The sequence below is a fragment of the Ectobacillus antri genome (assembly GCF_003852715.1).
GTDB lineage: Bacteria > Bacillota > Bacilli > Bacillales > Bacillaceae_G > Ectobacillus > Ectobacillus antri.
Genome location: NZ_RIAV01000037.1, coordinates 1 through 11,392 on the forward strand (window position 1 = coordinate 1; position 11,392 = coordinate 11,392).

Here is an 11,392-nt window from a genome sequence, read left to right on the forward strand (position 1 = left end):
CTAGTGATGATGGCAAAGAGGTCACACCCGTTCCCATACCGAACACGGAAGTTAAGCTCTTTTGCGCCGATGGTAGTTGGGACCTTGTCCCTGTGAGAGTAGGACGTCGCTAGGCATACCTTATATAAGATTTTTATCGTCGCGGGGTGGAGCGACGCTGAATAAGCTTCCTCGAATTCGCGACAGTTGTCCCGACGCATGACTCATCTTAGAATAGACTTGCAGAGGAAGGGACAGTCCTTGATAAGTTAAATCAGGGTAAAATTTAAGTTATTCATTATCGTCGCGGGGTGGAGCAGTCCGGTAGCTCGTCGGGCTCATAACCCGAAGGTCGCAGGTTCAAATCCTGTCCCCGCAACCAAGGTCCCGTGGTGTAGCGGTTAACATGCCTGCCTGTCACGCAGGAGATCGCCGGTTCGATCCCGGTCGGGACCGCCATATTTTAAAATGAACCCTTAGGAGTGTATCCTAAGGTTTTTTTGTGCATGGATTTCATGTACCGTATATAATAAAGTGTCTCAACTCTTTTATCCCAAATAGGTGAACCTCCATCTTCAAGGAATGTGAAGGATGTCCCCCAATGAGTAAGTGGAGAAGTTCAGATAAACGGGTATACTATAATTATTACATAAAGTGGTGGTGATATCATGTCAGCCTATCAATGGCATACAGCCTCATCAGAACAAACCATGCATATTGCAGAGTCTCTAGGCAAGTTGCTTAACCCGCAAGCTGTTTTGCTTCTAGAAGGAGATTTAGGTGCAGGTAAAACAACTTTTACAAAAGGGCTCGCTAAAGGACTGGATATAAAACGCGTTGTCAACAGCCCTACCTTTACGATTATCAAAGAATACAAAGGGCGTCTTCCTCTTTACCATATGGATGTATATAGATTACATGAGAGCGGAGAAGACTTAGGCTTTGATGATTATTTTTACGGAGATGGCGTTACAGTTGTGGAATGGGCACACTTAATTCAAGAATTTCTTCCGGAAGCTTATTTAAAGGTAAGTTTATTTCATCAAGGTAACGACGAAAGATATATTATTTTTGAGCCGGTAGGAGAGCGCTATACTAGATTATGTGAGGAGCTTTTAAGCAATGAAAGTATTAGCAATTGATACGTCTAACTATACATTGGGTGTTAGCTTATTAGACGGAGAAGCTGTAGTAGGTGAATATATAACAAATATTAAGAAAAACCATGCTGTGCGGTTGATGCCGAGCATTGAAATGCTACTGCAGCAATGTGATGTAAAGGCTAAGGATTTAAATAAGATTGTTGTAGCGCAAGGCCCCGGTTCATATACAGGTGTAAGAATCGGGGTAACCACCGCCAAAACCTTGGCATGGTCGCTTCAGATTCCGCTTTCCGGTGTTTCTAGCTTAGCAGTGTTAGCAGCAAATGGGCGAGGCTTTGAAGGTTATATTTGCCCCTTATTTGATGCAAGAAGGCAGCAGGTATTTACAGGACTTTATACATATGGACAAACATTGGAGACTGTCAAACAAGATCGATTAATGCTGATTCAAGATTGGTTAACTGCTATACAAGAAACGGATAAGCGTGTTTTATTTATTGGTAATGACGTGGACATACATCGAGGAACCATTCAAGCTGCTTTGGGAGATCGTGCTGTATTCGCTGGGAGCACACTGCATAATCCACGTCCATCGGAGCTAGGACTACTTGGTTTACATGCAGAAGAAGCAGATGTGCATACATTTGTACCAAACTATCTTCGCTTAGCAGAAGCAGAGGCAACATGGCTTGCAAATCAAAATAAATAGAGGGTATGAACATGAACAAGGTGGTAACGTTTCGAAATATGGAGCTGAATGATATACCGGCAGTTGCTGCTATTGAGAATCTTTCCTTTGCAATCCCGTGGACTCCTGAAGCTTTTGAAAGAGAACTAACAGCAAATGAGTATGCATATTACATCGTTGCGGAAGAGGCCAATGAAGTCATTGGATACTGCGGGATGTGGCTGATCGTAGATGAATCTCATATTACTAATATTGCGATTCACCCTTCCTGTCGCGGCCGCAAGCTAGGTGAACAGCTATTAACATACTGTATGAATCAAGCGCGTTTAAAGGGAGCAAAAACCATGACGCTAGAGGTGAGGGTATCCAATGAAACTGCACAAAATTTATATCGTAAACTCGGCTTTTTAAATGGTGGTATTCGAAAGCGATATTACACCGATAACTATGAGGATGCTCTTATAATGTGGGTGAATTTATGAAAAAAGATATATTGGTAATGGGTATTGAGACAAGCTGTGACGAAACAGCAGTGGCTATTGTAAAAAACGGAACAGAAATTATATCAAACATCGTATCATCTCAAATTGAAAGTCATAAGCGCTTTGGAGGGGTTGTTCCTGAAATTGCATCACGTCATCATGTAGAGCAAATTACGATTGTCTTAGAGGAAGCGTTGGCGCAGGCTGGTGTAACATTTGCCGATTTAAGTGCTATTGCAGTAACAGAAGGTCCTGGTTTAGTAGGAGCGTTGTTAGTTGGTGTACAAGCAGCCAAGGCAATTGCGTTTGCACATGATATTCCGCTCGTGGGGGTTCATCATATTGCTGGACATATCTACGCGAACCGTCTCGTACAAGAGATGAAATTTCCGTTGCTTTCTTTGGTAGTTTCAGGTGGTCATACAGAGCTTGTATATATGGAAAAACACGGCTCATTTGAAGTAATCGGTGAAACGCGTGATGATGCGGCAGGAGAAGCGTACGATAAAGTAGCAAGAACATTATCTCTCCCATATCCGGGCGGTCCTCATATTGATCGTCTTGCACATGAAGGAGAGCCAACTCTTGATTTACCACGTGCATGGCTTGAGCCAGACTCATACGATTTTAGTTTTAGTGGATTAAAATCAGCAGTTATCAACACTGTGCATAACGCTGCGCAGCGCGGAGAGACCATCGCGCCAGAAACGCTCGCAGCAAGCTTTCAGGCAAGTGTTGTAGATGTACTAGTAACAAAAACCCTGCGTGCAGCAAAACAATATGAAGTAAAACAGGTTCTTCTTGCAGGAGGTGTTGCAGCTAATAAAGGATTGCGAAATGCATTAGAGGAAGCGTTTACCGCCGAGCCGATAGAGCTTGTGATTCCACCGTTATCCTTATGTACAGATAATGCCGCGATGATTGCCGCTGCAGGTACAATTGCTTATGAGAAAGGAAAACGAGCCACGATGTCATTAAATGCACAGCCAGGGCTAGATTTAGAAGCACAGTAAAACCTGTGGAAAAACTGTGCATAAGTTGTGTGTTTTGTTGATAAATTGTAATTTGTTGTGAATAAAATTAAAATTCATATGGGATAAATTTTAAATTTATATGTGAATACTTTTGTGGATAATGTGGAAAAGTCTGTTTTTATGCGCAATATCTACTTATATTATGTGTATAAGTCTGTGAGTAATGTGAAAAAGTCAGTGTTATTAACACTGACTTTTTCTATTATGGCGCTGTTAAAGCTTTTTGTAGATTTCCGTTACGAGGGTTGGATTTTTACAGGGGTCTCAACCCGTACGCCAATCAATAAGTACCAGTGAGCAAAAGTACACTATATTATATTTGTAATTGCTCCCATTCCGTCATAGCCGCTTCTAGTTGTGTTTGCATAACTTCCTTATCTGTATTGATTTGTTGTACCTTTTCATAATCTTGGTACACGTCTGGTAAACAAAGCAGCTCTTCTAGTTCTGTAATCTTCTCTTCTAAGTTCATAATGAGCTCTTCCAGCTCTTCAAGTCTTCGTGCTTTTTGGCGCTCTTGCTTTTTACGTTCTTTATCTTCCTGATAAGAAGTCTTTTCGACAGGTTGTTCAACTGAAGGTGTGTATGCTGCTTCTTGTTGTAAACGAGCTCGTTCTAGGGCCTCAGCTTTTTTATCCACATAATAATCGTAGTCACCTAAATATTCGACAGCTCCGACAGGTGACAATTCAATAATCTTAGTCGCGATTCGATTAATAAAGTAACGGTCATGCGAAACGAATAAAATAGTCCCTGGATAATCTACAAGTGCATTTTCTAGTATTTCTTTACTGCTTAAATCTAGGTGGTTAGTTGGTTCGTCAAGAATTAGAACGTTGCACTTTTTCATCATGAGCTTTGCCAGTGCGAGGCGCGCCTTTTGCCCGCCGCTTAATGAGGCTACCGGCTTTAACACATCGTCCCCTGAAAACAAGAAGTTCCCTAGTACAGTACGTATTTCCTTTTCCGGCTGCAGTGGAAACTCGTCCCATAGCTCATCTAAGACACGCTTAGAGGAAGTAAGCTCAGCTTGTTGCTGGTCATAGTAGCCAATGGATACATTAGATCCGTAGGAAATAGTCCCGTTGATGGGATTAAGTTTTTGTGTGAGTGCTTTTAAAAGTGTTGACTTCCCGATCCCATTCGGACCTACTAAAGCGACGCTGTCTCCTCTTGTAAGCTGTAAGGTAATGTTTTGAATTACTTTGTTTCCGTTGTAACCAACTGCTACATCTTTTACTTGTAGCACATCATTGCCGCTCTGGCGTTCAATGTTAAAGTGAAAAGAAGCAGATTTTTCATCGCCTAGAGGCTTATCTAATACTTCCATTCGTTCTAGTTGCTTTCGTCGACTTTGGGCGCGCTTTGTAGTAGAGGCCCTGGCAATATTTCGCTGCACGAAGTCTTGTAGTTTGGCAATCTCATCTTGCTGCTTTTCAAAACGTTTCATTTCAGACTCGTACCAAGCAGCTTTTTGTTCTAAGTATTTGCTGTAATTTCCTACGTACCGTTTGCTTTGTGTGTTGGAGATTTCATACACTTGTGTGACGATACGATCTAAGAAGTAACGGTCATGTGAAACGATTAAAATTGCGCCTGGGTAGCCTTGGAGATATTGCTCAAGCCAAGAAAGTGTTTCAATATCCAAATGGTTGGTCGGCTCGTCCAAAATGAGAAGATCAGGCTTTGTTAATAACATTTTACCGAGCGCAAGGCGTGTTTTTTGCCCCCCGCTCAACGTTGAGATACTGATGCTATGTGTTTCCTGAGGAAAGCCAAGTCCTGCTAAAATGGAGCGAATATCGGCTTCGTATTGATAACCGCCTTGATCTTTATATTCCTGCTGCAGACGATCATATTCAGTCAACAGCTTTTCATAGCGAGCAGTATCTGTAAAAATTTCTTCCTGGCCCATCAGCTGCTCTAGATTTCGTAAAGATTGCTCCATATACTGCAAATGTGCAAATACAGTGCGCATTTCATCTCCTATCGTAGCGGACGTTTCTAAGCCGGTATTTTGTGCTAAATATCCAATTGTCACATCTTTTGATTTAATAATTTCGCCGCTGGTATATGACATTTCACCTGCAATAATCTTTAATAAAGTTGATTTGCCCGCACCGTTTCGTCCTACCAAAGCGACGCGCTCTCGCGATTGTATCTCGAGCTTAATATTAGATAAAATAATGTCCGCACCAAATGACTTTGTTAATCCGTTCACCTGCAATAAAATCATTACATCTCACCTCAAATTTTCTGGAAACTTATATTTTTCAACTATGTCGAAGATAGTGTATAGTTAAAATAGTTATAGTGCGTTCTATACAATATAAATAGAAACAGCAACTGTTGTAGAGAAAGGCTCTATTAACATGCATGGGTGTCTCGATATGCATATCAGATATAGTCTACCATACTACATTGGATACCTATATCTCATTATACAGGGAAACTTCTCAATCAATAGGATTGTAGCCCATCTTGATTCATATAAATAGAAAAGGGGTGCTAATAATGGACCAACCTAAAATCCCGCATGCAACTGCCAAGCGGCTGCCATTATATTATCGCTTCATTAAAAACTTATCTCTATCAGGAAAGCAACGCGTTTCGTCTGCTGAGCTTAGTGAAGCTGTAAAAGTAGATTCGGCTACGATTCGAAGAGACTTTTCCTACTTTGGTGCACTCGGGAAAAAAGGATACGGGTATAACGTAAATTACCTTCTTTCTTTTTTTAGCCAAACATTAGATCAAGAGGATATCACGCGTGTAGCCTTAATCGGGGTAGGAAATTTAGGAACCGCTTTCTTACATTATAACTTTACAAAGAACAATAACACAAAAATTGAAATTGCGTTCGATGTGGATGAAAATAAGGTCGGCAAACAAATTGGCGAAATTCCTGTCTATCATTTGGATCATCTTGAGACAGAATTACCTGATAACGTCAAAGTGGCCATTTTAACAGTTCCTGCAGGAGTGGCACAGTCTGTTGCGGACAGGCTTGCTAAGACGGGTATTGAAGGTATTTTAAATTTTACGCCAGCGCGTATTGATGTACCGGCACATATCCGCATTCATCATATTGATTTAGCAGTAGAGCTACAAACGCTTGTTTACTTTTTGAAAAACTATCCAAAATAAAAACTCCGCGCAGTGGTGCGCGGAGTTTTTATTTTTTGCGGCTCATATAAATAACAAGGCGAAGAGCAAGACCAAAATCAAATGTAGCCATTGCCACCAACAATAGTGTGTAAAAGTTCCAAATCGTATCTTGTACGCTTGTAACAGCCAAATATGTAAAGATGCTGCCTAGTATAAAGTACAAAGTTGCCATAAACAAAGGTGATCGTTGCATCTTTTAAAATCCTCCAAAAATAAATTGCATGTTCTCAGCTTCGCGCATAATGCGCTCCAAATCGTCCTTAAAAACAATATTGATTAACACTACAATGGTATTCATCATCACGTGCGCCGCAATCGGTACGATAATGCGCTTCGTATGCGCGTACAAGAAGGCAAATACCAATCCCATCGCTGTATAAATTAAGAGGTGAGAAAACTCCCCATGGACGGCAGCGAATATGAGCGAGCTGATAATTGCTGCGATAAAAAAGTTAAATCGTTTATAGAGTGCACCAAAGAGTATCTTTCTAAAAACAATCTCTTCTAAAATCGGTGCAATAATGGATGTAACAATAATAAACCAAGGTGTTAGCTCGGCAATTTCGACCAGAGCCTTTGTGTTATCTGAACCGGGCTCAATTCCTAATAAGTTCATCTCAATAGTTGCCGCCACAATTTGTGCGGTATAAGCCAAAAATACACCCAAGACCATCCACATAAGGGTTTTCCCTGGTGATGCCTTTTCGTGACGCGGGAAGTCAGGATCATTTTTTACGAGTAATACAATAATAAGTAAGGCTACTGCAAAGCTAATAATACCCCAGTGTCCGACAAGCATTTGCAGCTTTGTATTTCCTGTGTAGCGGTCATATTGACCAGTCATTTCCAAAAGAGGAATACCGACAATGCTTGAAAATTGCATAAGCACATATGTAAAAATAACCCACCAATAACGTTTCTTCAATGATTATGTCTCCTTTTCTTTTTTAAATTCTCTCGTTTTAAAAGGACATTTGCTTTTTTTAGAGAAATGAACGTGTGGTATGTATTTTATTGTAACACAGCAGATAAAAAAATAACGAAAAGAATGTCTCGAATGGTTTTGGATATACTATAACAGATTTAAAATACAGTACCTGTTTTTAGATTAGGAAGGAAGAACGCTCGATATGCAGTAAACCATAGTATAGGGTAAAGGTTTTTGTGTATCGGTGCTAAAGCTAGTTGTATATAAAAAATTGTTGCATCATTGTGTGAAAAAAATTGTATGTTTTTACTTGCAAAACAAAATGAGATTCATTATTATAATAAGTGTGTTAGCACTCAATGATATCGAGTGCTAATAATCAGAATCTACATATAAATTGAGGAGGTTATTTTCATGCTAAAGCCATTAGGTGATCGCGTTGTAATTGAGCTTGTTCAAGCAGAAGAAAAAACTGCAAGCGGTATCGTTTTACCGGACACTGCAAAGGAAAAGCCGCAAGAAGGCAAGGTAGTGGCAGTTGGCACAGGACGCGTGCTTGAAAATGGAGAGCGCGTAGCTCTAGAAGTAGCTGTGGGTGACCGTATTATCTTCTCAAAGTATTCCGGCACAGAAGTAAAATACGAAGGTTCCGAATACTTAATCTTACGTGAAAGTGACATTTTGGCTATCGTAGGCTAATTTATAAATACCACAAAACCAGGGAGGTAATGAAACATGGCAAAGGATATTAAGTTCAGTGAAGATGCTCGTCGTGCAATGCTTCGCGGGGTAGATACTCTTGCAAATGCAGTAAAGGTTACACTTGGTCCTAAAGGACGCAATGTTGTACTAGAGAAGAAGTTCGGTTCTCCTCTTATCACAAATGACGGTGTAACAATTGCAAAAGAAATCGAACTTGAAGATGCATTCGAAAACATGGGTGCAAAGCTTGTTGCAGAAGTTGCTAGCAAAACAAACGATGTAGCTGGTGACGGTACAACAACTGCAACTGTACTTGCACAAGCAATGATTCGTGAAGGCTTGAAAAACGTAACAGCTGGCGCAAACCCAATGGGTCTTCGCAAAGGTATTGAAAAAGCTGTAGCAACAGCTGTGGAAGAATTAAAAGCAATCTCTAAGCCAATCGAAGGCAAAGCTTCTATCGCACAAGTAGCGGCAATTTCTGCTGCTGACGAAGAAGTAGGTCAATTGATTGCAGAAGCAATGGAGCGCGTTGGTAACGACGGTGTTATTACACTAGAAGAATCCAAAGGCTTCACAACTGAGCTTGACGTTGTAGAAGGTATGCAATTCGATCGTGGATATGCATCTCCATACATGATTACAAACTCTGAAAAAATGGAAGCAGTTCTTGACAATGCATACGTTCTTATCACAGATAAGAAGGTTACAAGCATCCAAGAAATCCTTCCAGTACTAGAGCAAGTGGTACAACAAGGCCGCCCTCTATTAATCATTGCTGAGGATGTAGAAGGTGAAGCATTAGCTACACTAGTAGTGAACAAGCTTCGCGGTACATTCAACGTAGTTGCTGTTAAAGCACCAGGCTTCGGTGACCGTCGTAAAGCAATGCTTGAAGATATCGCAGCTCTTACAGGTGGCGAAGTAATTACTGAAGAGCTTGGCCGTGACCTGAAATCTGCAACTCTTAACTCTCTTGGCCGCGCAGCTAAGATCGTGGTTACAAAAGAAAACACAACAATTGTTGAAGGTGCTGGAAGCGCTGATGCAATTGAAGCTCGCATTAACCAAATCCGTTCTCAATTAGAAGAAACAACTTCTGAATTTGATCGTGAAAAATTACAAGAGCGCCTTGCGAAATTGGCTGGCGGCGTAGCGGTAATTAAAGTTGGTGCTGCGACTGAAACAGAACTAAAAGAGCGCAAGCTTCGCATCGAAGACGCATTGAACTCTACTCGTGCAGCGGTTGAAGAAGGTATCGTTGCAGGTGGTGGTACTGCGCTTATGAACGTATACAACAAAGTTGCTTCTATCGAAGCTACTGGCGACGAGGCAACAGGTGTGAACATCGTATTGCGCGCACTTGAAGAGCCAGTTCGTCAAATCGCAATCAACGCTGGTCTAGAAGGATCTGTTGTTGTTGAGCGCCTAAAACACGAAGCAGTTGGCACAGGCTTCAACGCTGCAACTGGCGAGTGGGTAAACATGCTTGAGTCTGGTATCGTAGACCCAACAAAAGTAACTCGTTCCGCACTTCAAAACGCAGCATCCGTAGCGGCTATGTTCCTAACTACAGAAGCTGTAGTAGCTGACAAGCCAGAGCCAAACGCTCCTGCAATGCCTGACATGGGCGGCATGGGTGGAATGGGCGGCATGATGTAAGGCATTTAGCCTTATATCCGCAGCTTGTTGCATAAACCCTCACTTAGAGATTACTCTGAGTGAGGGTTTTTTAGGTTCAGGTTTATTAGTTGTTCCGCATGATCGTCTCGTGAGGCAGTAGAGAGTGAAGGTTGAGTTTAAGTGTCCCGCAAGAGCACGTTGCGGAGCAGGAGAGAAGGGAAAAGTGGGATTACGTGTCCCACAAGAGCGTGTCGCGGGGCACGAGAGACCGGAAATTCAGAGTTAGGTGACCTGCAAGAGTGCCTTGCAGGTCACAAAGAGACTGGGAAGTAACCAACTAATAAATAACAGTACTTTCTAAAATAAAGGAAATTGCTTTTTGTGTATCGAATCTACCATGCGTATACTCAAAAAAGAGGAGTGGTGTATATTGATTTTAAAACAGAGGGGTATTCCACGAAATCTTAAGTTTGCATCATCGCTACATGCTAGAAGAGAACTGACGGAGGAAGAAGGAAGGACATACCGTGCATATCGAAAGGGATTTGAAGGAGAGAAACAATTCGATGATTGGATTAATCCGGTTGCAGAGAATGCAGTAGTTTTGCATGATTTACTGCTCGAGCATTTGAATTCTGTTTTTCAAATTGATTCCCTGTTTATACAGAGAAATACGATTCATCTGTTTGAGGTAAAAAACCTAGAGAACGAGTATTACATTGAAGGAGAAATCTGGTTCTCTGGGTCTCAGCAAGAAATAAATAATCCAATCAATCAACTTCGAAAAACCATCTCGCAATTTAAACGATTACTACAGCAACACCGACTTACCTATCACGTGGAACCCCATTTAATCTTTATCAATCCTACATTTATACTGTATGGAGCTCCGAAAAATACTCCTATTACCATGTATCCGCAACTTCCTAAATTACTTCAAAAACTTGCAATGCCAGCACAAATAACAAATCAGGAATTAGAGCTTGGAAACAAGTTAATTGAAATTCACGAAAACACAAAGACGATAATTTCAGCTCCAGATTACACGTATGACAAGTTAGACAAGGGACTAGTCTGTCCGGATTGTTGTAAATTATATCCGATATCACTGGGCAGGTACGTAACGTGCGCAACTTGCGGACATAGAGAAGAAAAGTCACTTGCTATCGAGCGTGCAGTGGATGAGTTTATGTTTCTGTTTCCAAACGAGAAGGTGACAAACCGTCGGATGAGGGAGTGGTGTGGAATCAATTCAAAGAGAGTTATCCGCAATGTGCTAGATAGAAAGCTAACTTTGCAACCTTTAAACAAATATGCGTTTTATTCTTAATACTGGTATAATTCTAGGCTCGCGGACCACGAGAGAGAGAAAACTTGAGGTCAGGTGTCCCGCAAGAGCGTCTCGTGGACCACGAGCGAGAGAAAACTTGAGGTCAGGTGTCTCGCAAGAGGGCCTCGTGGATCACAAGAGAGAGTAAATCAGAGATCAGGTGTCCCGCAAGAGCGTCTTGCGGACCACGAGCGAGAGAAAACTTGAGGTCAGGTGTCCCGCAAGAGGGCCTCGTGGATCACGAGCGAGAGAAAACCTGAGGTGAGGTGTCCCGCAAGAGCGTCTCGCGGACCACGAGCGAGAGAAAACCTGAGGTGAGGTGTCCCGCAAGAGCGTCTCGCGGACCACGAGCGAGAGA

The 11,392-nt window shown here is 41.7% G+C and carries 11 protein-coding genes, 2 tRNA genes and 1 rRNA gene; 11 read left to right on the forward strand and 3 right to left on the reverse strand.

Features of this window, described 5'->3' with window-relative positions; all coding sequences use genetic code 11:
- From rrf to tsaD, 7 genes are all read left to right on the forward strand, one after another.
- Positions 1–115 (forward strand): 5S ribosomal RNA (rrf, locus tag EEJ45_RS17210).
- Positions 116–284: 169 nt separating this feature from the next.
- Positions 285–361, forward strand: a tRNA-Met gene (locus EEJ45_RS17215).
- 1 nt (position 362) lies between these two features.
- Positions 363–438: transfer RNA gene (locus EEJ45_RS17220), tRNA-Asp, on the forward strand.
- 209 nt (positions 439–647) lie between these two features.
- Positions 648–1,121: a tRNA (adenosine(37)-N6)-threonylcarbamoyltransferase complex ATPase subunit type 1 TsaE gene (gene tsaE / locus EEJ45_RS17225; protein WP_124565990.1), complete on the forward strand. Its 474-nt coding sequence runs from the start codon at positions 648–650 to the stop codon at positions 1,119–1,121.
- The gene (gene tsaB, locus EEJ45_RS17230; protein WP_124565991.1) at positions 1,102–1,791 is read left to right on the forward strand and encodes a tRNA (adenosine(37)-N6)-threonylcarbamoyltransferase complex dimerization subunit type 1 TsaB; all 690 of its coding nucleotides are present in this window, start codon (positions 1,102–1,104) and stop codon (positions 1,789–1,791) included. Before tsaE ends, tsaB begins: the two co-directional genes overlap by 20 nt.
- 11 nt (positions 1,792–1,802) lie before the next feature.
- Positions 1,803–2,252 (forward strand): ribosomal protein S18-alanine N-acetyltransferase, encoded by a 450-nt coding sequence (rimI, locus tag EEJ45_RS17235; RefSeq protein WP_124565992.1) that lies wholly within the window; start codon positions 1,803–1,805, stop codon positions 2,250–2,252.
- Positions 2,249–3,265, forward strand: a complete 1,017-nt coding sequence (tsaD, locus tag EEJ45_RS17240; RefSeq protein ID WP_124565993.1) for a tRNA (adenosine(37)-N6)-threonylcarbamoyltransferase complex transferase subunit TsaD — start codon at positions 2,249–2,251, stop codon at positions 3,263–3,265. The genes rimI and tsaD overlap by 4 nt, the downstream gene beginning before the upstream one ends.
- Positions 3,266–3,599: 334 nt before the next feature.
- Here the strand turns inward: tsaD and EEJ45_RS17245 are convergent, their stop codons facing one another.
- Positions 3,600–5,522: an ABC-F family ATP-binding cassette domain-containing protein gene (locus EEJ45_RS17245; RefSeq protein ID WP_124565994.1), complete on the reverse strand. Its 1,923-nt coding sequence runs from the start codon at positions 5,520–5,522 to the stop codon at positions 3,600–3,602.
- Between the two features lie 278 nt (positions 5,523–5,800).
- On the opposite strand from EEJ45_RS17245, the gene EEJ45_RS17250 reads away from it, so the two are divergent.
- Entirely contained in the window at positions 5,801–6,430 is a 630-nt protein-coding gene (locus EEJ45_RS17250; protein ID WP_124565995.1) for a redox-sensing transcriptional repressor Rex, read from the forward strand.
- A gap of 28 nt (positions 6,431–6,458) precedes the next feature.
- Here the strand turns inward: EEJ45_RS17250 and EEJ45_RS17255 are convergent, their stop codons facing one another.
- The gene (locus tag EEJ45_RS17255; protein WP_124565996.1) at positions 6,459–6,644 is read right to left on the reverse strand and encodes a YdiK family protein; all 186 of its coding nucleotides are present in this window, start codon (positions 6,642–6,644) and stop codon (positions 6,459–6,461) included.
- A gap of 3 nt (positions 6,645–6,647) precedes the next feature.
- A complete protein-coding gene (locus EEJ45_RS17260; RefSeq protein WP_124565997.1) occupies positions 6,648–7,376 on the reverse strand; it encodes a CPBP family intramembrane glutamic endopeptidase in 729 nt (242 codons plus the stop codon).
- Between the two features lie 417 nt (positions 7,377–7,793).
- On the opposite strand from EEJ45_RS17260, the gene groES reads away from it, so the two are divergent.
- The 3 genes from groES to EEJ45_RS17275 all read left to right on the forward strand — a co-directional run bounded on the left by groES (position 7,794) and on the right by EEJ45_RS17275 (position 11,034).
- Positions 7,794–8,078, forward strand: coding sequence for a co-chaperone GroES (gene groES / locus EEJ45_RS17265; RefSeq protein ID WP_124565998.1), 285 nt, complete (start codon positions 7,794–7,796; stop codon positions 8,076–8,078).
- 36 nt (positions 8,079–8,114) lie between these two features.
- Complete coding sequence (gene groL, locus EEJ45_RS17270) at positions 8,115–9,743, forward strand: chaperonin GroEL (RefSeq protein ID WP_124565999.1); 1,629 nt, start codon at positions 8,115–8,117, stop codon at positions 9,741–9,743.
- Between the two features lie 391 nt (positions 9,744–10,134).
- On the forward strand, positions 10,135–11,034 hold the full coding sequence (locus EEJ45_RS17275; protein ID WP_164464327.1) for a nuclease-related domain-containing protein: 900 nt from the start codon (positions 10,135–10,137) through the stop codon (positions 11,032–11,034).
- The last annotated feature ends 358 nt before the right edge of the window (positions 11,035–11,392 follow it).

Excerpts from the sequence above, each read along its gene's own strand:
- tsaB (WP_124565991.1), top strand. The coding sequence starts at position 1,102 with ATGAAAGTATTAGCAATTGATACGTCTAACTATACATTGGGTGTTAGC.
- tsaE (WP_124565990.1), top strand. The coding sequence starts at position 648 with ATGTCAGCCTATCAATGGCATACAGCCTCATCAGAACAAACCATGCAT.
- EEJ45_RS17255 (WP_124565996.1), bottom strand. The coding sequence starts at position 6,644 with ATGCAACGATCACCTTTGTTTATGGCAACTTTGTACTTTATACTAGGC.
- EEJ45_RS17245 (WP_124565994.1), bottom strand. The coding sequence starts at position 5,522 with ATGATTTTATTGCAGGTGAACGGATTAACAAAGTCATTTGGTGCGGAC.
- groL (WP_124565999.1), top strand. The coding sequence starts at position 8,115 with ATGGCAAAGGATATTAAGTTCAGTGAAGATGCTCGTCGTGCAATGCTT.
- rimI (WP_124565992.1), top strand. The coding sequence starts at position 1,803 with ATGAACAAGGTGGTAACGTTTCGAAATATGGAGCTGAATGATATACCG.
- EEJ45_RS17250 (WP_124565995.1), top strand. The coding sequence starts at position 5,801 with ATGGACCAACCTAAAATCCCGCATGCAACTGCCAAGCGGCTGCCATTA.
- groES (WP_124565998.1), top strand. The coding sequence starts at position 7,794 with ATGCTAAAGCCATTAGGTGATCGCGTTGTAATTGAGCTTGTTCAAGCA.
- tsaD (WP_124565993.1), top strand. The coding sequence starts at position 2,249 with ATGAAAAAAGATATATTGGTAATGGGTATTGAGACAAGCTGTGACGAA.